Here is a 26325-nt window from a genome sequence, read left to right on the forward strand (position 1 = left end):
AATTATTTACGCTTCTCTACTCTTTATAGCATTCATGTACTTTGCTAACTCTCCTTTCACCTTTGGTGCAAGAATAACTAAACCAATCATATTTGGAACCATCATAGCAAATACCATAGCATCTGAGAAGCCAATTACAGAACCAAGACTTGCTGCAGCACCAATTACTACGAAGATACAGAAAATTACTTTATAAGTATATTCCATTTTTTTAGATCTTCCGAATAAATATACCCAACCTTGAAAACCATAATATGACCAAGAAATCATTGAGCTAAAAGCAAATAAAACAACTGCAACTGTTAATACATAAGGAAACCAAGAAATTGCTGATTCAAATGCTCCAGAAGTTAATAAAATTGCTTGTGCATCATTTAACGAAGCGTTTTCTGCTGCTACATTTCCAGTAATAATTAAAACTAAAGCAGTCATTGTACAAACCACAACTGTATCAATAAATGGTTCTAATAATGCCACCATACCTTCACTTGCTGCGTATTTGGTTTTTACAGCTGAATGTGCTATTGATGCAGAACCGATACCAGCCTCATTTGAAAAAGCTGCTCTTCTAAACCCTTGTACTAAAACTCCTACTGCACCACCTGCAATTCCTTCAGGGCTAAATGCACCACTAAAAATTTGACCAAAAGCATCACCAATCATATCGTAATTGTAAAAAATCACATACAAAGAAGCTGCCACATAAATCGCCACCATAAAAGGTACAATTTTATCTGTTACTTTTGCTATTTTTTTGATTCCACCAATTATAACAATACCAACTAAAACCGCCATAACTAGACCAAATGCCCAACCATAACCGTTTAAGAAAGATTGCTCTCCTCCAGTAATATTTTCAACTAATTGAAAAGCTTGGTTTACTTGAAACATATTACCACCTCCAAAAGAACCTCCAATTACAAAAATCGCAAATAAAGCCGCTAATATTTTTCCTAAAGTTTTATTTTTTAATCCTTTTGTTAAATAATACATTGGGCCACCATACACGGTTCCATCTGCTTCTATGTCTCTATATTTTACACCTAATGTACATTCTACAAATTTTGATGCCATTCCTAAGAAACCTGCTACGATCATCCAAAACGTAGCTCCAGCTCCTCCAATAGAAACTGCAATTGCAACTCCTGCTATATTACCTAATCCAACTGTTGCGGATAATGCCGCTGTTAATGCTTGAAAGTGTGAAACCTCACCTTCGTGCCCCTCCACTCTTATAGTATCTGGGTTATCTTCTTCATCAGTAAATTCTGACTTTTGAATTTCTACTTTATGATCTTTCCTTCCCTCTAAATCATCATATTTACCTCTAACAATATTTATTGAAGTAAAAAAACCTTTAAAATTTATAAAATTGAAATAAAATGTAAAATATAATGCTCCTAAAATCAACGGAAACAAAACCCAATAAATACTTATAGTATCTGTAAAAGGAATTTGGTAAAAAACTATATCTACAAACCACCCTGTTGCATCTCCAAATGCTTCATCAATCTGTTGATCTAAACCTTTTTCTTGTGCAAAAGTTAAAATTGGTGTCGCAAAAAGCAACAATGATAGAAGTTTTTTCTTCATAATATAATTAGTTATTTTATAATTAGCAGTCCGCAATATCATAAAAAATTGCACTTTTGACAACTTTTAAGCGTTAAAAGTGATTTTTACATCAAGGTTTCTTTAAATCTTTGTAAATCTTCTTTGAATGATTTTGGATAAAGCTTAAGTATTCTATTAGTTTTTGATAAATCAAATCCAGTTTTAGCTGGTCTTGGTGCTGTTTGATTTAGTGTGGATGTAGAGATTGGTTTAATTAAACCTTTATCTAATTGAAAAACTTCTGCTATTTGTTGAGCAATTTCATAAACACTCAACAATTTATTAGATGAAATATTATAAATTCCAGTAGCTCTAATATCCATAGAAATTTTACAAGCCATAGCCAAATCTTCTACATAAGTTGGCGCTCTATATTGATCATCAACTATAGTAATTTTTTTATTTTGTTCTAACATTGATTTTACCCAAAGAACAATATTACTTCTACTCATATCATACACTTTACCAAAAACTAAAATAGTCCTAAGAATGGTATAATTGATTTTAGAATTAATCAATACTTCTTCAGACTTCAACTTTGATAATCCATAATAACTTAATGGATTTGGCTCATCATCTTCTTTATAGTTGCCTTTTTTACCATCAAAAATAAAATCTGTTGAAATATGGATTAAATGTGCATTAATTTTATCAGAAATTAATGCTAAGAATTTTACAACATCAATATTTAAGACATCACAAGCTGATTTATTGATTTCACAATCATCAACCTGAGTCATAGCAGCTGTATTGATAATAAAATTTGGTTGAATTTCTAAAAGTAATTCTTTAAGTTTTTCTTTTTTAGTAATATCTATAGAAACATATTCGAAGTCATTTCTACCACTTCTATTCTTCCCTTTTGAAAAACCAAAAACTTGATATTTTTCTTTTACTTGAAGTAATAGTTTTAATAGAGATTGTCCCAACAACCCATTACTTCCGGTTATGACAACTTTATTCATTAGAATAATTCTCTCAATTTTGATATTTGTTCTGGCCTACCTAAAACAATCAAATGCGCTTTCTGAACCAATTTTGTTGAGGCTTCAGGGTTTATAACATAATCTTTATCAGGGTTTCTAAAACCAATAACTGTACAACCTGTTTGATTTCTTAAATCTAAATCTAAAATGGTTTTACCCCAAAACTTTTTAGGTAAATCATCTACATAAATTTCTTCTAAATTTGCAGTTGTCTCACCTTCAATAGTTAACCTGTCTACAAACTCAATAACATCTGGAGTAGTCACTAAAGACGCCATATGATCACCACCTAATTTATCGGGCATAATTACGTTATCTGCACCAGCAATCTTTAATTTACTATATGAAGACTCATTGGATGCCCTACTAATTACCTTGCAATTTTTATTTAACTGACTTGCAGTTAATACTACAAATAAATTATTTGCATCAGAAGGTAAAGCAGTAATTAAATAAGCAGCTTTTTCTATACCTGCTCTTATTAAAGTTTCATCTAATGTTGCATCGCCATTAATATTTAAAAGCTCTTCAGCATCTAATAGCTCTGATCTTTCTTTATCTTTCTCGACAACTACAAATCTTTTATTATAGTTTTTTAATTTTAAAATAGCTTGTTTTCCATTTCTACCATACCCACAAACTATGGTATGCCCTTTTAAATGTGATATTTGTTTTTCCACTTTTCTATGTTTAAAATGTTCAAATAATCTACCGCTAACTAAATATTCTGAAAATGATGATACAGCATAACCAAAAACGGATATACTAGTTAAAATTAAAAAAATTGTAAAAATTTTCTCTTCTGATGTAAATGGCTGAACTTCACCAAAACCTACTGTAGTTATGGTAATTACTGTCATATACAATGCATCTACAAACGAATACCCAGACAAAAGTATATAGCCTAAGGTTCCAATGGCAATTATTGAAATTACCAAGAACAATGTTTTATTTATTTTAGATTCTAATACTTTCATTAATTATAAATCAAAAACCGAACTTCTTTTGGTATACAACATGTCTTTTAGCTTTAATAAAAATGCTAATGTTAAGTAAAATCCAAATGATAAACCTACAGTAAAAAATGTCACATAAATAAAAAATAATCGCACATTCAAGGCTCTCATCCCTATTCTGTCTGCTAATCTTGATGAAACATGAAATCCGTTTCTTTCAAAAAAATGGCGAATATTATCTATCATTTTACATTATAATATTTAGTTGCAAGATACTATTTTATGATTTGATTTCAATACTAATGTTTTCAAATTTAGTTTATTATTTGCAAGAAAATCTTAACATTTATGAGATCTAATATTCTCCATTTTTTTAATTCATATTGATTAACTTTGCGTTTTTGCAAAAAAAATCACCTCATTTGAAAAACCAAGAATACATAGAAGTCTATGGAGCTAGAGCCCATAATTTAAAAAATATTGATGTAAAAATCCCTCGAGAAAAACTTGTGGTTATTACAGGTTTGAGTGGTAGTGGGAAATCTTCTTTGGCTTTTGATACTATTTATGCTGAAGGTCAAAGACGTTACATAGAAACATTTTCAGCATATGCCAGACAATTTTTAGGTGGATTAGAAAGACCAGATGTTGATAAAATTGATGGTCTTTCTCCAGTAATTTCTATAGAGCAAAAAACCACTAATAAAAGTCCACGCTCAACTGTAGGTACAATTACAGAAATATACGATTTTTTAAGATTATTGTTTGCAAGGGCAGCTGAAGCGTATTCTTATAATTCTGGAGAAAAAATGGTTAGTTATTCTGATGAACAAATTAGAAAACTCATTTTAAAAGATTTTAACGATAAAAAAGTAGCGATTTTAGCACCTTTAATCAAATCTAGAAAAGGACATTATCGTGAATTGTTTGAGCAAATCTCTAAACAAGGTTTTGTTCGTGTTCGAGTAGACGGAGAAATAAGAGAAATTGAAAAAGGAATGCGTTTAGATAGATACAAAACGCATGATATTGAAGTTGTTATTGACAGATTACTTATTAATAAATCCGCTGAAAAACGTTTAGAAGAAACGATTAAGACCGCTTTGTACTCAGGTAACAACATTATGATGGTTATCGATATTAATGACAATAATCCTCGTTATTTTAGTCGTGAATTAATGTGCCCTACAACAGGAATTGCATATCCAAACCCAGAACCAAACACCTTTTCTTTTAATTCACCAAAAGGTGCCTGTAACCAATGTAATGGGCTAGGTATTACCCAAGAAATCAATCTTAAAAAAGTTATACCCGACCACTCTGTTTCTATAAAAAATGGTGGAATTATCCCTTTAGGTGAACAAAAAAATAGTTGGATCTTTAAACAACTTCAAAATATAGCAGAAAGGTATCAATTTAAATTAACTGATGCTATAAAAGATATTCCAGAAGCAGCCTTAGAAGTTATATTAAATGGTGGTAATGAATCTTTTGAGATCGAATCTAAAACAGTTGGTATTACCCGAAATTACAAAATAGATTTCGAAGGCATTGTAGCATTTATTGGTAATCAATACAAAAGTGCAGAAAGCACCTCTATAAAACGCTGGGCAAAAGGATTTATGGATGAAGTTTCTTGCTCTACTTGTAAAGGTAAAAGATTAAAAAAAGAAGCACTTCATTTTAAAATTACAAATAAAAACATCAGTGATTTAGCCCAAATGGATGTTACTGAATTAGCTCTATGGTTTAAAGATATTGAAAACAATTTATCAGAGAAACAACTTACAATAGCATCAGAAATATTAAAAGAGATTAGAACCCGCATCCAATTTTTATTAGATGTAGGTTTAGATTATTTAACTTTAGACAGAACCTCGAAATCACTCTCTGGAGGCGAAGCCCAACGCATTAGACTAGCTACTCAAATTGGATCGCAATTGGTTGGAGTTCTCTATATTTTAGATGAACCAAGTATTGGTTTACATCAGAGAGATAATCAAAAATTAATAGACTCTTTAATTAAATTACGTGATGTTGGTAATTCTGTTTTAGTGGTTGAACACGACAAAGATATGATGGAACATGCTGATTTTGTCTTTGATATTGGTCCAGGTGCTGGTAGACACGGAGGTGAAATTGTTTCTTCAGGAACTTTTACACAATTAACAAAACAATCTACATTAACATCAGATTACTTAACAGGCAAAAAAGAAATTGCAGTTCCTAAAAAACGAAGAGAAGGAAATGGCAAAAACATAAAGTTAAAAGGAGCCTCTGGCAACAATTTAAAAAATGTTTCTGTTGATTTTCCTTTAGGAAAAATGATTTGTGTAACTGGTGTTTCTGGTAGTGGAAAATCTACTTTAATCAATGAAACTTTATACCCTATTTTAAATGCTCATATCTACAGAGGTGTTAAGAAACCAATGCCTTACAAGAAAATTGAAGGTCTTGAAAATATTGATAAAGTTATTGATATTGATCAATCTCCAATTGGTAGAACTCCACGCTCTAATCCTGCAACATACACCAAAACTTTTGATGAAATTAGAAGTTTATTTGCAAAAACACCCGAAGCTGCTATTCGCGGTTACAAACCTGGTCGATTTTCTTTTAATGTAAAGGGAGGACGTTGTGAAACTTGCCAAGGTGGTGGTGTTCGTGTCATAGAAATGAACTTTTTACCAGATGTTCATGTAGAATGTGAAACTTGTCAAGGAAAACGTTTTAACAGAGAAACTCTAGAAATTCGCTACAAGGGAAAATCAATTTCTGATGTTTTAAATATGACTATTGAAGATGCTACGAATTTCTTTGAAAACATTCCTAAAATCTACAGAAAACTAAAAACCATTAAAGATGTTGGTCTAGGCTATATTACTTTAGGACAACAATCTACAACACTTTCTGGTGGTGAGGCTCAACGTATTAAGTTAGCATCAGAATTATCCAAAAGAGATACTGGAAATACTTTTTATATTTTAGACGAACCAACTACAGGACTTCATTTTGAAGATATTAGAGTCTTAATGGAGGTTTTAAATAAATTAGCCGATAAAGGAAATACTGTGTTAATTATTGAGCACAATTTAGATGTGGTAAAATTAGCAGATTACATTATTGATGTTGGAATGGAAGGTGGAAAAAAAGGCGGAAATATTTTATGCACAGGAACACCGGAACAAGTTGCTAAACATAAAACAAGTTACACCGCAAAGTTTTTGAAAAAAGAACTAATTTAGCAAGCATTTATTTTTTCAAAATAATAATTTTAAAAAATTTAGATTATGACTAATGACGAAAGAAAAATTAGAGAAAAACTACAACAAAAAACATGGAACGAAATAAAAACAAATGACTCTTGGGCTATTTTTAAAATAATGGCTGAATTTGTAGAAGGTTATGAACGTTTAAGCAAAATCGGACCTTGTGTATCAATTTTTGGTTCAGCAAGAACGAAGCCAGATCATCCTTATTATAAGTTAGCTGAAGAAGTTGCTTTTAAATTGACTCAAAATGGTTATGGTGTAATTACTGGTGGCGGACCAGGAATAATGGAAGCTGGTAATAAAGGTGCTCATAGAGGTAAAGGTATTTCTGTTGGATTAAACATCGAACTACCATTCGAACAACATGATAACCCATGGATTAACCCAGGTAAAAGCTTAGATTTTGATTACTTTTTTGTTCGTAAAGTAATGTTTGTTAAATACTCTCAAGGTTTTATTGTTATGCCTGGTGGGTTTGGAACTATGGATGAGCTTTTTGAAGCAATCACTTTAATTCAAACCCATAAAATTGGTCGTTTCCCAATAGTTTTAGTTGGTAAAAAATTCTGGGGAGGTTTATTAGATTGGATAAAAAACACTCTCTTGGAAGAAGGAAATATTAGTGAAAAAGATTTAAACCTATTTAGATTGGTAGATAGTGCTGATGAAGCGATAGCGCATTTAAATAAATTCTATTCAAAATATCAATTAAAACCTAATTTTTAGAATTTTATGCTTTTTATTAAATCAAGAACATAAATTTTATTTAAAATACATCCGTTAAAAAATAAATTATAGAAAAAAATAGTTGAAAGCGATCAGTAATATATTAATAATCTTTCTTTTATTGTCTTTGCAGGGTTTTTCTCAGCAAAATCGCATCAAAATAAAAGCAACTTTAGATGCAAAAGAAAATAAATTAAATATTCAGCAAAAAATTACAATTCACAATAAAAGTGATTCTATTCTCAGTAGAATATATTTACATAATTGGCCCAATAGTTACAGAGATAGAAAAACCCCACTTTCTAAAAGATTTATCGAAGACTTTAGGAAAGATTTATATTTTTCTAAAAAAAAATATTTAGGTTTTTCTGACATTAAAAACATTACTGTAAACTTTGAAAATAGCGAATACAATGAGTTGAAAAACCATTCAGATATTGTAGAGATTCCTCTTAAAAAGCCTCTTATACCAAACGATAGCTTAGAAATTTATGCTACTTACATTGTAAAAATACCAAATTCAAAATTTACGGGGTATGGTGCAAATAAAAACGGTTTTCATCTAAGATATTGGTATTTAACTCCAGTGGTTTATGATAATGGTTGGCAATTAATGAGTAATCTAAATTTAGATGATTTATACGAACATCCTACAGATTTTAAAATTGACTTAAATACACCTAAAGAGTTTGTAGTAGAAAGTAATTTATATCAATACGAAACAAAAAAAGACAGTTTTAACAATTATTTTTTAATTGGAAAAAACAAGACTGATATCATATTAGGTATTTACAAAAAAAATAAGTTCAAAACTTTTAAAACCAATCTTGCAGATGTTCATACAGATGTTATCAATAAAGAAATCGATTATAAACTCACCACAAATATTTTAAATAGAGAATTATTATTTTTAGAAGAATACCTTGGCAAATATCCTCATCAAGAAATTTATATCGACAAAGTAACTCAGAGAAAAAATCCTATTTACGGTTTAAACCAATTGCCCAATTTTTTAAGACCTTTTTCTGATGTTTTTAAATGGGATGTAACCATGTTTAAAGCGCTTACAAAAAAGTATCTTGAAAACACTATTTTAATAAACAAAAGAAAAGATCACTGGTTTATCGATGGATTGCAGAACTATTTAATGATTGAATATGTTGCTAAGTTTTATCCAGAAATTAAGCTACTTGGAAAATTTTCAGATTTTTGGCCAGTAAAAAGCTTTAACATTTCTAAACTCAATTTTAATGATAAATACCAGTTTGTTTATCAATTTACCGCCAGAAAATTTTTAGATCAAGCACTAACCACACCTGCTGATTCTTTATCTAATTTCAATAGAAAAATTGTCAATAAATATAAAGCTGGACTTGGTTTTAAATACCTTAACGAATATCTAGAAGATGATGTTTTAAAAAAAACCATAAAAGAACTTTATTTAAAGAATAGGTTAGAAATAATTTCTAGTCAACAGTTTTATAATATACTTTCTCGTAAAACAAATAAAGATATAGATTGGTTTTTTGGTGATTACATTAATACGAGTAAGAAAATTGATTACACCATAAAAAAAATATCTACTAAACAAGATAGTCTTAACATAACAATAAAAAACAAAAGAAATATTACCACCCCCTTTGCTCTCTATGGTTTAAAAAAAGATTCTATTATTTTTAAAAAATGGTTTAAAGGCATTAAAACTTCTGAGACAATTTCTATTCAGAACAAGAATTACGATCAGTTAGTTTTAAATTATGAAAATTTATATCCTGAACATAATACCTTTGACAATTGGGAAAAACTAGATCGTAAAATTTTTAACAAACCTTTAAAATTTTCTTTTTTCAAGGATATTAACGACCCTTATTATAATCAGTTTTTTTACCAACCTGAATTTAGCTATAATTTTTACAATGGGCTAATTTTAGGAATGAAACTTCATAACAAGCCTTTGATAAAAAGAAACTTTGAATTTAAAATTTATCCGGCATATGCTACAAAAAGCAAAACGTTAACTGGTAGTTTCAATCTTATATTTAATCAGTATTTCGAAAAAACTAAAATTTACAAAATAGCTGTTGGTATGGTTGGTAGTACACTTGATTATGCTCCAAACCTTTCTTATAAATCATTTATTCCTTATATAGATGTAATTTTTAAAAGACCAACACTTAGAGATGCTAGCTTTAAATCTTTACGAGCTAAATTACTTCATATCGATAAAGAAATTGCACCAAATTTGACTAAAACCTCTCAAGATAATTACAGTGTCTTTAGTTTAAGCTATAACTTTAACAAATCTGATATTATAAAAGAATCTAGGTATAGTTTTAATACTGAATTTTCTAAAGAGTTTTCTAAGGCATCTTTAGACATTAGATATAGATCATTAACAACTTCAAACACTCAGCTGGATTTTCGAATTTTTGCTGGTACATTTTTAAGTAACCATACAACTAGTGATTATTTTAGTTTTGGATTAGATAGAGCTAATGATTATTTGTTTGAATTGAATTATTTTGGAAGGTCTGAAGATTCTGGAATTTTTAGCAAACAATTTATCATTGCAGAGGGTGGTTTTAAATCTGTTTTACCAACAAGATTCGCAAATCAATCTATGTTGGCATTTAACTCTAGTGTTGGTTTATGGAGATGGGTAGAGTTTTACAATGATGTTGCGTTTTTAAAAAACAAAGAAACTCCAGTTTATTTTGCTTATGAAAACGGAATACGATTAAATTTCATTGACAGAATTTTTGAAATTTACTTTCCGTTCTACTCAAATAATGGTTGGGAAATCTCTCAAGCATCTTACCCAGAAAAAATTAGATTTACACTAAGCGGAGATTTTGGTTCAATTTTTAATTTTTTTAGAAGAGGTTTCTTATAAAGAAAAAACACTTTATTTCTTAAAATTTTATTTTATTCCTATTTTTTTACTTAATTTTGTTACATTATTAATCAAAAAAAAACAAAATGAAAAGAAAAATTTACATTTTTTTACTAAGCTCCTGCTTATTTATTTCTCCAACTTTTTCTCAAGAAGATTCTGGAGATAACATTAAAAAAGAAAAGAAAAACGCAATTGCTGTTTCTTTCGGTGTACCTGGTTTTGGTATTGAATATGCTAGAAAAATTAGTCCAAAAATTAGCGCAAAAGTTGTTTGGCATTCTTATACACTTAAAGATTATGAACAAAACGATATTGAATTAGATGGAGAAACCATAAATGCTTTAATTAATTTTAAATCATCTGTATATGACATTGGTTTTGAATGGACACCCTCTCTTAATTCTTCATTTAAATTTATTGCTGGTTTAGGTATTTTTTCTGATTTTTCATTAAACGGAGTTGCTACTTATACCGAAGACATTACTGTTGGAAATGTAACTGTCACCAAACAAGATGTAGGAGAAATTACAGCCGAAACAACTTGGTCCGGTGCTGCACCATATGTTGGTTTAGGATTTGGTAGAGCCGTCCCTAAAAGGCGTCTAGGTTTCGGTATAGAGTTAGGAACTTACATCTCTAATTCTCCGGATGTTAACCTACAAGCCTCTAAGTTATTAGCACCAACAGCAAATCAAGAAGATACTCTTCGTGAGGCTCTTTCAGATTTAAAATTTATCCCTAGAATACTATTTAGATTATCTTACAAATTTTAAAAAACACAATATGAAAACGAATAAAATTATTAAACTATCTTTAGCTGTTTTTGCATTTACAGCAATTATCATAACATCTTGTAAAAGTTTTGATAAACTTGATGATTTTCAATTAGAAATCAACACTGATATTTTTGCACAACAAGTATTAGTTGAAATATTTGACCCTTCAGACCAAAACAATCTTCAAGGAGAGAACGTATTAAAAGTTGAAGTAATGGGTGCAGATGCCAATAAGCTTGTTACCGATGCGGGAGAGGATATATCAAACCTTAAGGTTGTTGATGGGGCTATTGCTTTGGCCGTTAATCCAAACAAAAACACTAGCAAAGATCCTGTACAATTTATGTTAAAAATATCAGGAGACAATTACTTAACAACAACAATTCCTGTAATTTTAACTGAATCTGATTCTATTGCGACCTTTAGTGCAAATGTTGTAAATAAATTCAGTACTCCTAAAGGTATAGACTATACTTCATCATCAAAAAATCTATCAAACAATATGTTAGATTCTGATTTTACAATAGAAACTACTGCCGTTAAAGCAAAAACAAAATCAGTTGTGAAAGTTGACTCTGGTACTATGTTTATGGATGAAAATGGGAATAATATATCTGGTTCAAAAATAGAAAGTGAAGTTGTACACTTTAGTAATACTGATGACGAGGCTTTATCATCTTTCCCTGGAGGTTTTACTCCTGAAGCAATTACTGATGAAAATGGAAATGTTGATACTGAAGCTTATTTTCAAACTGCTGGTTTTGTATCTATAGACATGAAAATAGGAAACAAAGAGGTAAAACAATTCTCTAAACCTATAACTATTACCATGAAAGTGGCTCCTGATTTTGTGAATCCAGATACTGGAGCACCAGTAAAGGCTGGAGACGAAGTACCTATTTGGTCTTACAGTAAAGATGATGGAAAATGGGATTACCATTTCAAAGGAAAAGTATCGGATGATGGTAACGGTGGTCTAGAAGTAAAATATACTACTACTCACTTATCATGGTATAATTTAGATTTTAAAGGAAGAAGATGTAGAAGCTGGACCAGAACTAACGGAAGATGGACTAGAACTCCTTTAGCTAAAATAAGTTTAACTATGAATGGAGTATCTAGAAGTAATTCCAAACGTTTATTTACTGATTTTGTTTTTGCAGGTACAAATCAATCCGTTTCAAATTTTTCTGGAAAAACGAAAACATTCTATGACGGTCAAACATTTGATTTAAGAAATGCTCCCTCTGGTAGACAATTGCAAATGGTTGTTTATAGTGGAAGAAGTAGATATAGAAAAGGTAGTGTATTATTTAAATCTCAGGCTTTTGATGGTTGTTCTGGAACAGTAAATGTGAATATGAGTCCTATCGTTTCTCAATTACCAAACTTAGTAAATGTAACAGTAAGCTATAAAGGAGTTTGTAATGGTACTTTAATAGCTCCTACCATTCCTTTATATATGAAAACTAATGGATACTGGAGATACATCGGCTACGTTTATAGAGGAAGAGTAACTATTAGACAAATAGAACTTAATAAACCTTATGAATTTAGAACTTATTACAGAGGAAAGTACTACACACAAACAATGACATTTGATAAGACAGAATATATTAACCATAATTATCAAGTTCCTCAATCACTTTGTGATAAATTCTTTTAAAAGAATATAAAGTTTTCTTTATAGCAAGCACAGAATGTCTGTGCTTGCTTTTTTTATATTTTATTCATTTTTTAAATGTTAATTTGTGTGTTTTTTATCAAATTCACAATATTTTTCTTAATTTTTAAATTTCAATTAATATCATTATCTTTGCATCACCTTAATATTCTCTTAAATGTTAGAAAAAACTTTATCTAAAAAAAAACAAAAACTCTCTTTTGAAGATTTTAGAACAGAAGTTCTTAACGACTATAAAATAGCGAAAATAAGTAGAGAATGTAGTTTACTCGGAAGAAGAGAAGTTTTAACTGGTAAAGCTAAGTTTGGGATTTTTGGAGATGGAAAAGAAGTTCCACAATTAGCAATGGCTAAAGCCTTTAAAATTGGAGATTTTAGAAGTGGTTATTACAGAGATCAAACTTTTATGATGGCTATTGGTGAGCTTACCGCTCAACAATTTTTCGCTGGTCTATATGCACATACTAATATCGAAGCTGACCCAATGTCTGCAGGTAGACAAATGGGAGGGCATTTTGCTACTCATAGTTTAAATGAAGACGGAAGTTGGAAAGATTTAACCAAACAATATAATTCTAGCTCAGACATTTCTCCTACAGCAGGACAAATGCCTCGTTTACTAGGTTTGGCTCAAGCATCTAAAATATATAGAAATGAAAAAAGCGTTCAACATAAAACTCATTTCTCTAATAATGGAAATGAAGTAGCTTGGGGTACAATTGGAAATGCAAGCACTAGTGAAGGTTTATTCTTTGAAACCATCAATGCTGCAGGAGTGTTACAAGTTCCAATGGTAATGAGTGTATGGGATGATGAATATGGAATTTCGGTACATGCAAAGCACCAAACCACAAAAGAAAGTATTTCTGAAATTTTAAAAGGATTCCAGAGAGAACATAAAAAAGAAGGTTATGAAATTATTGTTGTTAATGGATGGGATTATGTTCAATTAGTAGACGTTTACAATAAAGCTAGTAAAATAGCTAGAGAACAACATGTACCAGTATTAATTCATGTTAAAGAATTGACTCAACCTCAGGGCCATTCTACTTCTGGTTCTCATGAGAGATACAAATCTAAAACAAGATTAAATTGGGAAAAAGAATATGACTGCATTGATAAAATGCGTCAATGGATTTTAGATTTTGAATTGGAGACAGAATCAGGAGAAAAACTTCGTTTTGTAGAATCAGAAGAAGAAATCTTATTACTAGAAAAAGATGCTAAAAGAGAAGTTAGAAGTGCTAAAAGAAATGCTTGGAACAAATATTTGGGCGAAATAAAATCTGAATTATCTCAATGTGCACAAATTCTAGAAAAAGCCTCTAATAAAAGTAATAATGGTACTTTTATTAAAAAAATTCAAAAAGATTTATTAGCAATTATAGAGCCTAATAGAAAAGATGTTTTAACCGCTGCAAGAAAATCTCTTAGGTATCTTAAAGATGAAAGTTTTGCTGAGAAAATTCTTTTGCAAAACTTTATAAAAAAATCACTAAACGAAGCAAAAGAAAAATATTCTTCTACCTTAATTAGTGAAAACAATTTAAGTCCTTTAGCTGTTAATGAAAAATCACCTACCTACTCCGACACTAAAAATCTAGTTGACGCAAGAATTATAATGAAAAATAATTTTGACGCGATACTTTCTAAATATCCAGAGGTTATTATTTTTGGTGAAGACGCTGGTTTTATAGGTGATGTTAATCAAGGACTGGAAGGACTCCAAGAAAAGTATGGTGATATTCGAGTTTCTGACACAGGAATTAGAGAAGCAACTATTATTGGTCAAGGAATAGGATTAGCCATGAGAGGTTTAAGACCTATTGCTGAAATTCAATATCTAGATTATTTGTTATATGCTCTTCAAATTATGAGTGATGATTTAGCAACACTCAGATACAGAACATATGGTAAACAGAAAGCTCCATTAATTATTAGAACTAGAGGTCATAGATTAGAAGGAATTTGGCATGCTGGGTCTCCGATGGGAGGAATTATAAATAATATAAGAGGAATACACGTTCTTGTTCCTAGAAATATGACAAAAGCTGCTGGGTTTTATAATACACTATTAGAAGGTGATGATCCAGCCCTAGTAATAGAGTGCTTAAATGGATATCGATTAAAAGAAGAGCTCCCTATAAATCTAGGAGAATTCAAAACTCCTATTGGTGTGGTAGAAACAGTAAAAGAAGGTAAAGATATTACTGTGGTATCATATGGATCTACTTTAAAAATAGTTCAAGAAGTTGCTAAAGAGTTAATTCAAGTAGATATAGATATAGAAATTATAGATGCTCAAAGCTTACTTCCTTTTGATTTAAACCATGATTGTGTAAAAAGTTTGTCAAAAACAAACAAATTACTTGTTATAGATGAAGATGTTCCAGGAGGTGCATCAGCATATATTTTACAAGAAATATTAGAAAAACAAAATGGATATATTTATTTAGATAGTAAACCCGCAACATTAACTTCTAAAGAACATAGACCTGCTTATGGTACAGACGGAGATTATTTCTCTAAACCTTCTGCTGAAGATATTTTTGAGAAAATTTATGAAATTATTTCCGAATCAAATCCTCTTAAATACAAATCCCTTTATTAAAAAGTTAGTTTATTTTATTTCATAAAAAAGTCGTGATAGTATCACGACTTTTTTTGATTTATGTAATAATAAAAATCCCCCAACCTTATATTACATATTATATTAAAATTATTATACTAAATTACCTTTAATTGATATATTAAATCAAATAAAATCTTAAACTAATCTACTACAAGCTATAAAATATAATATATTTTCTACTATATTTACACATCAAAATAAATTATCATTAAAAAACACTGTGAAAATTAAATTAATCATATTCCTCACCATTTGCTTTGTTTTCCAAAACACAATCAATTCTCAGACCAAAATCATCAAAAATAAAGATATCTGGTACTATTATGATAAAGGCTATTTAGAAGATGATTGGTATAAAACTACTGAATTTTCTAAATGGAAAACTGGTAAATCTCCCATTGGTTACGGAGACAAAAAAAATATTACCAATATAAGTTATGGTAATAATCAGAAGAAAAAACACATTACAAAATACTTTAAAAAGAAAATAATATTAAAAAACAAGTTTTTGGCTTATGAATTTAAAATTCAAAGAGATGATGGAGCAGTTGTATATGTTAACGGAAAAGAATTGTTTAAAGACAATATGCCAAATTCTAGTATATCAAACACCACGCTAGCTATAAGTACTGTCAAAGACAAAGAGGAGCATTTGTTTAAGCAGTTTTTTTTCGATAAATCTATTTTTAAAGAAGGTGAAAATATTATCAGCGTATCAATTCATCAAGCTTATGAATATTCTAGTGATTGTATTTTCAGTTTGGAACTAATTGGGCATACAAATCCTGAAGTATTGTCATTTGTATTGGAAAATAAGAATAAAACAAATTTAGAACTGGAAGAGAAAATTAAAAATCTTAACAAAAAATTCGAAATTGAAAAAATTAAGCTTCATAACGAGAACTTAACCAGTACTAACTATAATTTAAAAGTTTCACTTTTTTTAATTGGTTCCTTATTCACTCTATCTACAATTATTGGTTTCTTTTTAATTATAAATGCTAGAAAAAAAGAAAAAGAGCTTTCAAAAAATATTGATTCAATAACTAAAAAATCTTTAGAAAAAGATAAAGAAATAATTACTTTAACCACTAATTTACTTCACAACAAACAATACTATAAAGAAATTAAAGCAGATATTAAAGGAATTACAACTCCAGATAAAGGAAATGTAAAAGCCATTATCAACCAAATAAATTATGTTCTAGAAAGAGATGAAGATTGGAATATTCTAAAAAAACATTTCAACACAGTTTATGAAGGTTTTTATGATAAAATAATAGCGCTTCATCCAACAATTTCCGAAACTGAATTAAGACATTGCATGTTTATAAAGCTTCATTTACAAACAAAAGAGATTGCAAAAATTTTATTAATTGACCCAAGATCAGTGCAAACAGCTAGATATAGAATAAAGAAAAAAATGAATTTAAAAGAAAATGAAGATCTAAGAGATTATCTTTTAAAATTATCTTAAAAATTGATTAAATCCAATGTTTGTTTTCGTTGGATTTTTTTTGTCTTTGTTTCTACAAACTTTTCTATAAAAAAAAGTTGTTTAGGAATTTCATATTTGGTGAGTTTTATATCATTTAAATTATAATTTCTAAACTCTCCTTCAAGAATCAAAACTAATTTTTGCCCTAAAACATTATCAGGAATACTAGCAACAAAGAAACGTTGTTTGATAATTTTAGAGAGTTTTTCTTCAATTTTTTCAGGATAAAGTTTTATTCCTCCAGAATTTATTACATTATCAAATCTACCTAACCATTCAAATTCTGTATCAGAAATTAATTTAATAACATCATTTGTAAAGATAATATCTTCAGATACTTTTGATGCTTGAACAACTAAACAATTTCTATAATCTTTATAAATATTTATGTTAGGTAAAATCTCATAAAAATTTGGATTTTGTTTCAAATTATTCAACTTTTTAACTGCAATATGTGTAATAGTTTCAGTCATCCCATAAGTAGCAAAAACTTCTGTATTTAAACATTGTAATCGTTCTTGTAACAGGTTAGAAACTGCTCCTCCACCTATAATTATTTTTTTAATTTGATTCAATTTATCAATAGAATTTTCTACCTGTATAGATACCATTGCTGTAAAATCATATGTTTTAGAAAGCCTTTTTAGAGGAGTCGAATTTGGTTCAATAATATCAAGATGCCATCCTAAAGTTAAAGCTCTAATCAACATCATTTTTCCAGCTATATAATTTACAGGTAAACAAAGTAATGCTTTAGTGCCTGCTTTTACATTAAAAAAAACACCTGTTGCCAAGGCAGAATTTACCATTTGATCTTTTTTTAATGATATCGATTTTGGAATTCCCGTAGAACCAGAAGTTTGAACTGTAATAAAATCTGAAGTAGAAAACCAACTTTCAAGAAAATGATAAATATCCTGCGAAAAGGATTTTGTGAATGCCACTATTTCATCAATCGAGCTAAAAGATTGATTATTTAATCGGAAGCTTTTATGAAATTTATTTTGTACCAATATCTTCTAAAATATTGTAATTTTCATTAAGTGAGCTAGGTTTATTAATATTTCCTGTTAGTTTCACTAACCAATTGTCCCAATGGTATTTTTTTGAAAAAAGAAGCAACATCAATGGATATAATACCAAAACAGGAAAAAACATTTCCCATCCAACAGAAGGTTCTGAAGTATCTATATACAAAGCATCTGTTTGAAAAACTGTCCAATCTGTAGTTACAAAAAATGCAGCAACAATATTATTTGCAGCATGCAAACCTAAAGCTAACTCCGTACCCTCATCCATTAAGGTTGTTATTCCATAGAAAAAACCAGTACCTATATAAAAAACCATAGCAATATAACCTAACTTTTCTACTTCTGGATTTGCACCATGCAAAAGCCCAAAAACAACTGATGTAAAAATCAACGGAAACCATCTGTTTTTGGTAAGAACACCTAAACCTTGCATAAAATACCCCCTAAACAATAGTTCTTCAAAACTTGTTTGAAAGGGTAAAAATAAAAAAGAAATTGCTACTAATATAAAAAAAGGAACAGTATCAAAGTTCCATGTATAGTTTTCTGGAGCTAATAATATTCCTATTATAATGCTTAAAACTGCAATAAATCCCCAAGAAAGAAAACCAAATCTAAAACGTTTCCAATCTATTTGTTCTCTACTTGTAATTAAAGAGGTTACTGTTCTTTTATGAATATATTTCACTCCAATAAATAGAAAAATTAAGCCCACAAAGAACATTAATATCATCAAAAACAGAAGTAAATTACTATTCATTCCCGTAGACATAAAGCTATTTTCTGCAGCTTTCACAAAATCATCAAAACCATCTGAATTTTTATAAGCGGCTAAGGTTAAAGGGACAACACCTATTACCTGCCACCCAAAAAGAACTAATAAAATTGTTATTACCCAATGATACCATTCATTTTTACCTTTATAAACTTGTTGTATATAATTCATTTTACAAATTAAAGTTCCAGTTTTTAGCTGGGTTATAATGTAATGTTCCGTTTTTAACTTCTAATGGACTTTCGAAGTTATTTGTAAATAAGCTTCCTGTGCCTAAACCTTGAGGTAATTTACTTTGCAATGTATATGTAAATTGAGCTATTGCATTTAACCCAATGTTACTCTCTAAAGCTGATGTAACCCACCATCCAGAATTATTTTCTTCCGCTAATTTAATCCATTCTTTGCTTCCAGCAAAACCACCAATTAAACTTGGTTTTAAAATAATATAATGAGGGTTTATTGTTGTAATAACTTTCTTTTTTTTTTGGTATGTAAATACTCCTATTAATTCTTCATCTAAAGCAATTGGTAAAGGAGATTTTTCACATAATCTTGCCATTTCATCTATTTGCCCCGACTGAATAGGTTGCTCTATAGAATGAATGTCTAATTCTGACAACATTTTTAATTTTTCTAATGCTTTATTAGCTTTAAAAGCACCATTTGCATCAACTCTTAATTCTATTTCTTTTGATGAAAATTCTTTTCTAATAGATTTTAACAAATTAATTTCTGATTCAAAATCTATAGCACCAATTTTCATTTTAATACAAGAATAACCATGTTTAAGCTTGTCTTTTATCTGTTGCTTCATAAAATTTTTATCGCCCATCCAAACCAATCCATTTATTGGTATTGCTTTTTTTCCTTGTGTAAAATCTGATGGAAATAAATCATAAGGAGTATTTCTTTTTAGCGACAAAAAAGCCTGTTCTAAACCAAATTGTATTGAAGGAAACTCTGAAAGTTCTTTGAGTAACCAATCTTTTCCTTTACTTAGGTTTAATAACACCCAATTTAGTTTTTCTTCATAATCAAAAACATCATCAATACTCAAACCTTTAAACAAGCCAGTTTCTCCAATTCCAATTTTATTATCTTTTTTTAAAATGATAAACCAAGTTTCTTTAGTTATTAAAATTCCACGGGAAGTTCCACTTGGTTTTTTAAAATTGAGGATATATTTTTTGTATTCTGCTTTAATCAAAAGAGATTATTTTTTTTCTAAATAAGCTTTAAAGCTATTCAAATAAGTTTGATCTTGACTTTGAAAAACTCCTTCGAAATATGGATACAAACATGCCATAATGTAAGAATCACTTTCACAACTGGAATTAAGAGTTACAGTAGTTATTCCATTTTTTTCTGAAAAAATATAATCGTCCGTCTTTAACATATTTTCGGCATCAAAAAACAAAGTTACTTTCTCATTAGCAACATATGCCAATACTTTTTCAGTCATTGTAATTTCTTGCCCTTGATTATTCACAACCATTCTAAATTCACTACCTGTAAAACCTGGGTTTAAATTTAAAGTATCAATCGATTTTATTTCTGGAATCCATTTTTGGACATTTCCAGGTTGATTAAAAGATTTAAAAACTTCCCCAATCGGTTTATTTATAGAAATTTGAGCCGAATAATTAGTTTCTTTTACAATAAGACCGGTTAGAAAAAAAATTAATACTAAAAACGAAATAATTCCTAAAATAACTTTTATTGCTTTCATAGATTATATAGATATTGTATTTCCTATTTCTAATATTTTTAATTCTTTTCCTTTTAATAAAAACATAGATTTTGCCTCTTCCTTATCAATTTCTATAGGGGGAAAGGTATTAAAGTGACATCCTATTACAGTATTACATTTAACAAAATCGCTGGCAATTATAGCATCTTCTACACCCATTGTAAAATTATCTCCAATTGGCAAAATAGCACAATTAATAGTATGAGTTAATGGAATCAATTTCATATCCATTGTTAATGCAGTATCTCCTGCCACATAAATAGTTTTGTCTTTTGATGAAATGACAAAACCTCCAGGTTGTCCACCATAAGTACCGTCTGCAAAAGAAGAAGTATGAATAGCATTCACGAATTTGGCAGAAAATGACGCTTTTTTAAAGGTTCCTCCATGATTTAGTGGATGAATTTTAAATCCTTTAGCATTATAATACATTGCAATTTCGAAATTAGAAACAACAATAGCCCCAGTTCTTTCTGCGATTACCTCAACATCTAAAACATGATCTTGGTGTGCATGCGTAAGCAAAATATAATCTGCTTTTATTGTATCAATATCGATATTTGAAGCCAAAGGGTTTCCAGAAATGAAAGGGTCTATTAAAATATTTTTATCGCCAATTTCTATTCCAAAACATGCATGACCAAAAAAAGTAATATCCATAATTAAATGTTATAATTGCGTTATTCCAAACAAAATTGCAAATAAAAAGGTGCTAAGTGCCACTCTTTTTAACTCTTTATCTAATGAAGAAGGTACTTTATTCTTAGCAACAGTAATCAAGTTTTTAACTAATGGAATAAAAGCAACCAAAAACAATAACTGAAAAGGCGTTTTGTAGGTTAAAAATACATAAAATAATGCTGAAAATAAAGCTCCAATAATCAATAAGTAATGATATTTCTTTGCATTTTTAACACCTAACTTTACCACTAAAGTATTCTTATTATTTTTTTCATCTTCTTTTCTATCTCTTAAATTGTTTAAATTTAATACTGATGTACTCAGTAATCCAATAGAAATTGCGGGTAAGAAAATTTTAAACTGTATTAATTTTGTAAATAAAAAATAGCTTCCTACCACACTTAACAATCCAAAAAATAAAAACACAAAAACATCTCCAAAACCACTATAACCATAAGCTGAATTACCAACTGTATATTTTATTGCAGATGCAATTGAAGCTATTCCAAATAAAAAAAATAAAATAGAATACCCAAAATTTTCTTTTCCAAAGGCCTCATAAATTAGTAATAAAGCAATAATTAGAGTAATAATAGTTGTAATAATCATTGCCAATTTCATTTGTTTTGGTGTAATAGCGCCTGAAGCAACCATTCTTTCCTCTCCTTCTCTATTTTTATCTGAGCCCTTTATTCCATCTCCATAATCATTTGCAAAATTTGATAAAACCTGAAATCCGATTGTGGTTAAAATAGCTAACCAGAAAACACTTGAAAATATTACAGAAGGTTTATGACTTAAAAAAGAATTCTGAAAAAAGTGTTGATTGCCTAATATAGATCCAACAATGATTCCAGAAACCGATAGTGGTAATGTTCTTAAACGAGCTGCTTTAATGTAATTTTTTATCATTTAAAGAATATCTGAAACTTCTTTTAATGCTTGTTTTATATGAATGCGTTTTCCGTTTTTTATTGGAACAATAAAAGCATCTCTACAAACACTTCTTAACATTTTTTTAAATTCTACAGCATTTTTATAAGTTGTAAATTCACCTAATCTGTATTTTATAAGGTTATCTTTTTCTTTATAAATATTGATATTTTTTAAACTATCTAAAGATCGATTTTTCTTACTTAAAGCTGAAATCTGAACAGTAAAGAACAAATTAGCATTAGATTTAGCATAAGTATCTGGTAAACTTTTTGCCATATATTTTAAATAGTCAGTTCTTTCTTGTGCAGAAAACTGAACAATATGGAATAATATAAATAAAAACAGTGATAAAGTTTTCATCTTATAAATTATTAGCTTCTGCAATTAACTCAGCAATATCTTTCACTTCTACTTCTTCTTCCTTTTCTTTAAATTTTATTCCATCGGTCATCATTGTATTGCAATACGGACAACCAGTAGCAATTATATTGGGCTTAGTTTCTAAAGCGTCTTCTGTTCTCAAAATATTAATGTCTTTATCTCCTTTTTCTGGCTCTTTAAACATTTGTGCTCCACCTGCTCCACAACATAATGCATTAGATTTACTGCGTTTCATCTCTGTTAAATCTACACCTAATCTTCTAATTAAGTCTCTAGGAGATTCATAAACTTTATTAGCCCTTCCTAAATAACATGGGTCATGAAATGTAACTTTTTTTCCTTTTAAAGTAGTATTATCAATTTTTAATCGTCCTTCTGAAATTAAATTTTGTATAAATTGTGTGTGATGAAAAACTTCATACTTTCCTCCTAAAGAGGGATATTCATTTTTTAAAGTATTAAATGAATGTGGATCGCATGTCACAATTTTTTTTATTTCATAACTGTTCAAAACTTCGATATTCATCATAGCTTGCATTTGAAACAGAAACTCATTCCCGGCTCTTTTTGCAGCATCACCTGTTGATGATTCTTCTGTACCTAAAACCGCAAAATCTACCTTTGCTTGATGCAATATTTTTACAAATGCTCTTGATATTTTTTTTGCTCTATCATCATAACTTCCTGCTGCTCCAACCCAAAACAAAACTTCTGGTTGTTTACTTTGAGCCATCATATCTGCCATTGTAGGTACATTCATAATTTTGAGATTTATTTTTCGCTATTCTTTTTACTTACTAAAAGTAGATCTTGTTTATATTTTTTAGCTGCTTCAATTAAAGGAGTTGGTGTCATTTGATAAAATAATGGAGAATCTGGATCATAATTCATCATTGTCCACTTATTTTTTGTAGAATCATCTCTTAAAATAATTGTAATTCTATCTTTCATTAGAACATCCATAGAATTATTAGAAATAAACTTCACAAACATTCCTTTAGCTTTCATCATTGGAATCATCATTTTTTTCTTTTCATCATCAAACTCAATGTTATGAAAAGTCATTTTCATTTTTAAATCGTAAGAAACAAAAGCATATTCTAAATTGTTTTTTTCCTTCTTAAATATTTTTGACAATTTATAAACAGGGATAATTTTAGGGATATTAATTGACATTTCTTTATTTCCTTCAAAAACAGTTTTGATTAGATTTTTCATCTGTTCTTTTGAAGCAAAATCAAATACTTTTGGATAAGTCATGTTAACAATAGCGTCAAAATCTCTATTGTTCATATCAATAAACATTTGTTTTGCTACAACATCTAATTCTTTGTTTTGAGAATAAACTTTTATCGAAATCAGTAAAAAAAACACTGACAATAAACTTAAAATTTTACTTTTTAAACTTCTACTCATTATCTATTAATCTTCTTTAGCCCAGTTTAATCTATCTTGTTGATTATATTGCCATGGTGCCCCATTGTTTTCGATGTTTGTCATCATCATATTTAATTCTTGTGGTGCAGCACTTTGCTCCATCACTAAATATCTTCTCATATCCATAATTATGGATAATGGATCTATATTAACAGGACATTCTTCCACACAGGCATTACAACTTGTGCATGCCCATAGTTCTTCTGGTTTTATATAATCGTTTAATAGTTGTTTACCATCATCAACAAAAGTTCCTTTGTTAGTATCAATATTTCTACCAACTTCCTCTAGACGATCACGAGTATCCATCATAATTTTACGAGGAGACAGTTCTTTACCTGTTAAATTTGCTGGACAAGATGAAGTACATCTTCCGCATTCAGTACATGTATAAGCATTTAATAACTGTACCCAATTTAAATCTGTTACATCTGATGCTCCAAATTTTTCAGGGACTTCATCTTCTACACCAGTATCTGCTGTTGCATAAGGATCTGCACTTGGATCCATCATTAACTTTACTTCATTTGTAACTGATTCTAAATTATTGAATTGTCCTTTAGGGTTTAAATTCGCAAAATAAGTGTTTGGAAAAGCTAATAAAATATGTAAATGTTTAGAATAATATAGGTAATTTAAGAAAATTAAAATACCTAAAATATGAACCCACCAAGTAACTCTCTCAATAATATATAATGATTCTGGGGAGTAATTATCAAAAATCGGTGCCAAAAATTGACTTATTGGATTTCCAACTTCTAGTTGTTGAAATGGTATATCTGTTGCATTCATAACGAGGAACAATGTCATTAAAACCATTTCGAAATAAAGAATATTATTTCCGTCATTCTTTGGCCAACCCTTCATTTCTTTACTTAAAAACCTCTTAATATTAGATAGATTTCTCCTTAGCCAGAAAATAATAACTGAGATAAAGACTAATGCTGCTAATATTTCGAAAGTTCCAATTAAAAAACCATAAATACCATCACCTAAAACACCTTGAAATATTCTATGAGTTCCAAATAAACCGTCAATAATAATTTCTAATACTTCTATATTTATGATGATAAACCCAACATAAACAACAATATGTAAAAATCCAGAAAAAGGTCTTTTTACCATTTTTGATTGTCCTAAAGCAATCATTATCATGTTTTTTAATCTTTCTGGTTTTCTATCCTTTCTATTTACATCCTTACCAAGCTTGATGTTTCTTATTAATTTGCGAACATTCATCACAAAAAAACCAATACCAACTGCAAGAGCTAGGGCAAAAAATATGTTTGGTAAATATTGCATAGTACTTTAATTTATGTAAAATTATTTATTAGCCTCTTTGTCTTTGTTGGGCGTGTAAGGTTTTGCTCTTTTACCAAACAAGGAAAAGTGAACAAATCGTTTAGGGTTTTCTTTCATTTCTCTTAAAAGATTTTCTAATTCTTTAGACATTGTGGTTAAATTATGATATAACTTATCATCTACCACAAGTTTACCTAAAGTACCCTTACCTTGATTAATTCCGTTAAGTAATTTATTAGACGAAGTTAAAGTTGCTTCTGCTTTTCTTATGATTCCTCCTATGTTAGCATTTGCTAATGTATCAGAAACCCTAGTTAAATTGTCTGTAATTTTCTTAGTATTTGAAATGGTTATTTTTAATTTAGCTGATGTAGAATCTATCACAGAATTTACAGATAGCATCATACCTTTAATCTCTTTAATTGTGTAAGACAAATCTTGAACCGATTCTTTTAAAGCAGTTTGTGTTTTTAAATCTAAAACATTGTTTATATTCTTAAATAATGAGTCAGCACTTACAATTACATGTTCTAGTTTTGATTGTAATGGATCTAAACGCTCTCCAATAGAAGTAAATAAACTTGATTCAATTTCTCCTATTAAAACATCCCCTGTTATTGCATTTTCTCCTTGATAACTTGGAATTATTGCAAGGTTTGAGGGGCTTAAAGGACTTGGAGAGTAAATTTTAACGATACTGTTTTTTGAGAATTCAAATTCATCTTCCACAGAAAACTCAACAATTAAATGCCCCCTTTTTTCAGGTGTTTGATTAAACTTAATATTTTCAACTTTACCAACTTTTAATCCATTTATCGTTACAAAACTAGATTTTGTTAACCCTCCTATTTGATTGTATTCTACTTTAAAATAACGAGTATTTCCATCAAATAAATTTTGACCTTTTAAAAAGTTGTAACCCCACACAAAAAATGCAATAATCACAACAGCTACAATTCCTGTTTTTAACTCTTTTGACATAAGAAGAA

At 29.3% G+C, this 26325-nt stretch carries 22 protein-coding genes; 7 read left to right on the forward strand and 15 right to left on the reverse strand.

Annotated elements, in window-relative coordinates:
* Window positions 1-6: 6 nt before the first annotated feature.
* From DIS07_RS08455 to DIS07_RS08470, 4 genes are all read right to left on the reverse strand, one after another.
* Window positions 7-1593 (reverse strand): alanine/glycine:cation symporter family protein, encoded by a 1587-nt coding sequence (locus DIS07_RS08455; RefSeq protein ID WP_109404803.1) that lies wholly within the window; start codon window positions 1591-1593, stop codon window positions 7-9.
* A gap of 86 nt (window positions 1594-1679) precedes the next feature.
* Window positions 1680-2579 (reverse strand): SDR family oxidoreductase, encoded by a 900-nt coding sequence (locus DIS07_RS08460; protein ID WP_109404804.1) that lies wholly within the window; start codon window positions 2577-2579, stop codon window positions 1680-1682.
* Window positions 2579-3577 (reverse strand): potassium channel family protein, encoded by a 999-nt coding sequence (locus tag DIS07_RS08465; protein ID WP_109404805.1) that lies wholly within the window; start codon window positions 3575-3577, stop codon window positions 2579-2581. The genes DIS07_RS08460 and DIS07_RS08465 overlap by 1 nt, the downstream gene beginning before the upstream one ends.
* A gap of 3 nt (window positions 3578-3580) precedes the next feature.
* Window positions 3581-3802 (reverse strand): PspC family transcriptional regulator, encoded by a 222-nt coding sequence (locus DIS07_RS08470; protein ID WP_109404806.1) that lies wholly within the window; start codon window positions 3800-3802, stop codon window positions 3581-3583.
* A 176-nt stretch (window positions 3803-3978) separates the two neighbouring features.
* Between DIS07_RS08470 and uvrA the strand changes: the two genes are divergently transcribed.
* The 7 genes from uvrA to DIS07_RS08505 all read left to right on the forward strand — a co-directional run bounded on the left by uvrA (window position 3979) and on the right by DIS07_RS08505 (window position 17019).
* Window positions 3979-6801 (forward strand): excinuclease ABC subunit UvrA, encoded by a 2823-nt coding sequence (gene uvrA / locus DIS07_RS08475; RefSeq protein WP_109405058.1) that lies wholly within the window; start codon window positions 3979-3981, stop codon window positions 6799-6801.
* Between the two features lie 45 nt (window positions 6802-6846).
* Complete coding sequence (locus tag DIS07_RS08480) at window positions 6847-7554, forward strand: LOG family protein (protein WP_109404807.1); 708 nt, start codon at window positions 6847-6849, stop codon at window positions 7552-7554.
* Window positions 7555-7636: 82 nt separating this feature from the next.
* Window positions 7637-10447, forward strand: coding sequence for a gluzincin family metallopeptidase (locus DIS07_RS08485; protein WP_109404808.1), 2811 nt, complete (start codon window positions 7637-7639; stop codon window positions 10445-10447).
* 86 nt (window positions 10448-10533) lie between these two features.
* Window positions 10534-11223 carry a hypothetical protein gene (locus DIS07_RS08490; protein WP_109404809.1) on the forward strand — a complete coding sequence of 230 codons (690 nt, stop codon included), beginning with the start codon at window positions 10534-10536 and terminating at the stop codon, window positions 11221-11223.
* Window positions 11224-11233: 10 nt separating this feature from the next.
* The gene (locus DIS07_RS08495; RefSeq protein ID WP_109404810.1) at window positions 11234-12892 is read left to right on the forward strand and encodes a hypothetical protein; all 1659 of its coding nucleotides are present in this window, start codon (window positions 11234-11236) and stop codon (window positions 12890-12892) included.
* Between the two features lie 175 nt (window positions 12893-13067).
* A complete protein-coding gene (locus DIS07_RS08500; RefSeq protein ID WP_109404811.1) occupies window positions 13068-15521 on the forward strand; it encodes an alpha-ketoacid dehydrogenase subunit alpha/beta in 2454 nt (817 codons plus the stop codon).
* 241 nt (window positions 15522-15762) lie between these two features.
* Window positions 15763-17019 (forward strand): hypothetical protein, encoded by a 1257-nt coding sequence (locus DIS07_RS08505; RefSeq protein WP_109404812.1) that lies wholly within the window; start codon window positions 15763-15765, stop codon window positions 17017-17019.
* On the opposite strand, the gene DIS07_RS08510 is transcribed toward DIS07_RS08505, so the two are convergent.
* The 11 genes from DIS07_RS08510 to DIS07_RS08560 are packed head-to-tail and all read right to left on the reverse strand — an operon-like array spanning window position 17016 to window position 26317.
* Entirely contained in the window at window positions 17016-18053 is a 1038-nt protein-coding gene (locus DIS07_RS08510) for an AMP-binding protein (RefSeq protein ID WP_109404813.1), read from the reverse strand. The genes DIS07_RS08505 and DIS07_RS08510 overlap by 4 nt on opposite strands.
* Window positions 18040-19017, reverse strand: coding sequence for a CPBP family intramembrane glutamic endopeptidase (locus DIS07_RS08515; protein WP_109404814.1), 978 nt, complete (start codon window positions 19015-19017; stop codon window positions 18040-18042). The genes DIS07_RS08510 and DIS07_RS08515 overlap by 14 nt, the downstream gene beginning before the upstream one ends.
* A 1-nt stretch (window position 19018) precedes the next feature.
* Window positions 19019-20056: an o-succinylbenzoate synthase gene (locus DIS07_RS08520; protein WP_109404815.1), complete on the reverse strand. Its 1038-nt coding sequence runs from the start codon at window positions 20054-20056 to the stop codon at window positions 19019-19021.
* Window positions 20057-20062: 6 nt separating this feature from the next.
* The gene (locus tag DIS07_RS08525; RefSeq protein WP_109404816.1) at window positions 20063-20578 is read right to left on the reverse strand and encodes an SRPBCC family protein; all 516 of its coding nucleotides are present in this window, start codon (window positions 20576-20578) and stop codon (window positions 20063-20065) included.
* Between the two features lie 3 nt (window positions 20579-20581).
* The gene (locus tag DIS07_RS08530) at window positions 20582-21259 is read right to left on the reverse strand and encodes a metal-dependent hydrolase (RefSeq protein WP_109404817.1); all 678 of its coding nucleotides are present in this window, start codon (window positions 21257-21259) and stop codon (window positions 20582-20584) included.
* Between the two features lie 9 nt (window positions 21260-21268).
* A complete protein-coding gene (gene menA / locus DIS07_RS08535) occupies window positions 21269-22192 on the reverse strand; it encodes a 1,4-dihydroxy-2-naphthoate octaprenyltransferase (RefSeq protein WP_109404818.1) in 924 nt (307 codons plus the stop codon).
* Window positions 22193-22576: a hypothetical protein gene (locus tag DIS07_RS08540; protein ID WP_109404819.1), complete on the reverse strand. Its 384-nt coding sequence runs from the start codon at window positions 22574-22576 to the stop codon at window positions 22193-22195.
* A 1-nt stretch (window position 22577) separates the two neighbouring features.
* Complete coding sequence (locus DIS07_RS08545) at window positions 22578-23357, reverse strand: (Fe-S)-binding protein (RefSeq protein ID WP_109404820.1); 780 nt, start codon at window positions 23355-23357, stop codon at window positions 22578-22580.
* Window positions 23358-23368: 11 nt separating this feature from the next.
* On the reverse strand, window positions 23369-24013 hold the full coding sequence (locus tag DIS07_RS08550) for a hypothetical protein (protein WP_109404821.1): 645 nt from the start codon (window positions 24011-24013) through the stop codon (window positions 23369-23371).
* 6 nt (window positions 24014-24019) lie between these two features.
* On the reverse strand, window positions 24020-25336 hold the full coding sequence (locus DIS07_RS08555) for a (Fe-S)-binding protein (RefSeq protein ID WP_109404822.1): 1317 nt from the start codon (window positions 25334-25336) through the stop codon (window positions 24020-24022).
* A 21-nt stretch (window positions 25337-25357) separates the two neighbouring features.
* Window positions 25358-26317: an MlaD family protein gene (locus DIS07_RS08560; RefSeq protein ID WP_109404823.1), complete on the reverse strand. Its 960-nt coding sequence runs from the start codon at window positions 26315-26317 to the stop codon at window positions 25358-25360.
* Window positions 26318-26325 lie beyond the last annotated feature (8 nt).

Source organism: Polaribacter aquimarinus (assembly GCF_003129485.1).
Taxonomy (GTDB): Bacteria; Bacteroidota; Bacteroidia; order Flavobacteriales; family Flavobacteriaceae; genus Polaribacter; species Polaribacter aquimarinus.

Coding starts and splice junctions, on each gene's coding strand:
- DIS07_RS08500 (WP_109404811.1), top strand. CDS start 13,068: ATGTTAGAAAAAACTTTATCTAAAAAAAAACAAAAACTCTCTTTTGAA.
- DIS07_RS08550 (WP_109404821.1), bottom strand. CDS start 24,013: ATGAGTAGAAGTTTAAAAAGTAAAATTTTAAGTTTATTGTCAGTGTTT.
- DIS07_RS08455 (WP_109404803.1), bottom strand. CDS start 1,593: ATGAAGAAAAAACTTCTATCATTGTTGCTTTTTGCGACACCAATTTTA.
- DIS07_RS08460 (WP_109404804.1), bottom strand. CDS start 2,579: ATGAATAAAGTTGTCATAACCGGAAGTAATGGGTTGTTGGGACAATCT.
- DIS07_RS08515 (WP_109404814.1), bottom strand. CDS start 19,017: ATGAATTATATACAACAAGTTTATAAAGGTAAAAATGAATGGTATCAT.
- DIS07_RS08530 (WP_109404817.1), bottom strand. CDS start 21,259: ATGGATATTACTTTTTTTGGTCATGCATGTTTTGGAATAGAAATTGGC.
- DIS07_RS08470 (WP_109404806.1), bottom strand. CDS start 3,802: ATGATAGATAATATTCGCCATTTTTTTGAAAGAAACGGATTTCATGTT.
- DIS07_RS08555 (WP_109404822.1), bottom strand. CDS start 25,336: ATGCAATATTTACCAAACATATTTTTTGCCCTAGCTCTTGCAGTTGGT.
- DIS07_RS08490 (WP_109404809.1), top strand. CDS start 10,534: ATGAAAAGAAAAATTTACATTTTTTTACTAAGCTCCTGCTTATTTATT.
- DIS07_RS08495 (WP_109404810.1), top strand. CDS start 11,234: ATGAAAACGAATAAAATTATTAAACTATCTTTAGCTGTTTTTGCATTT.
- DIS07_RS08540 (WP_109404819.1), bottom strand. CDS start 22,576: ATGAAAACTTTATCACTGTTTTTATTTATATTATTCCATATTGTTCAG.
- DIS07_RS08525 (WP_109404816.1), bottom strand. CDS start 20,578: ATGAAAGCAATAAAAGTTATTTTAGGAATTATTTCGTTTTTAGTATTA.
- menA (WP_109404818.1), bottom strand. CDS start 22,192: ATGATAAAAAATTACATTAAAGCAGCTCGTTTAAGAACATTACCACTA.
- DIS07_RS08545 (WP_109404820.1), bottom strand. CDS start 23,357: ATGAATGTACCTACAATGGCAGATATGATGGCTCAAAGTAAACAACCA.
- DIS07_RS08480 (WP_109404807.1), top strand. CDS start 6,847: ATGACTAATGACGAAAGAAAAATTAGAGAAAAACTACAACAAAAAACA.
- DIS07_RS08560 (WP_109404823.1), bottom strand. CDS start 26,317: ATGTCAAAAGAGTTAAAAACAGGAATTGTAGCTGTTGTGATTATTGCA.
- DIS07_RS08465 (WP_109404805.1), bottom strand. CDS start 3,577: ATGAAAGTATTAGAATCTAAAATAAATAAAACATTGTTCTTGGTAATT.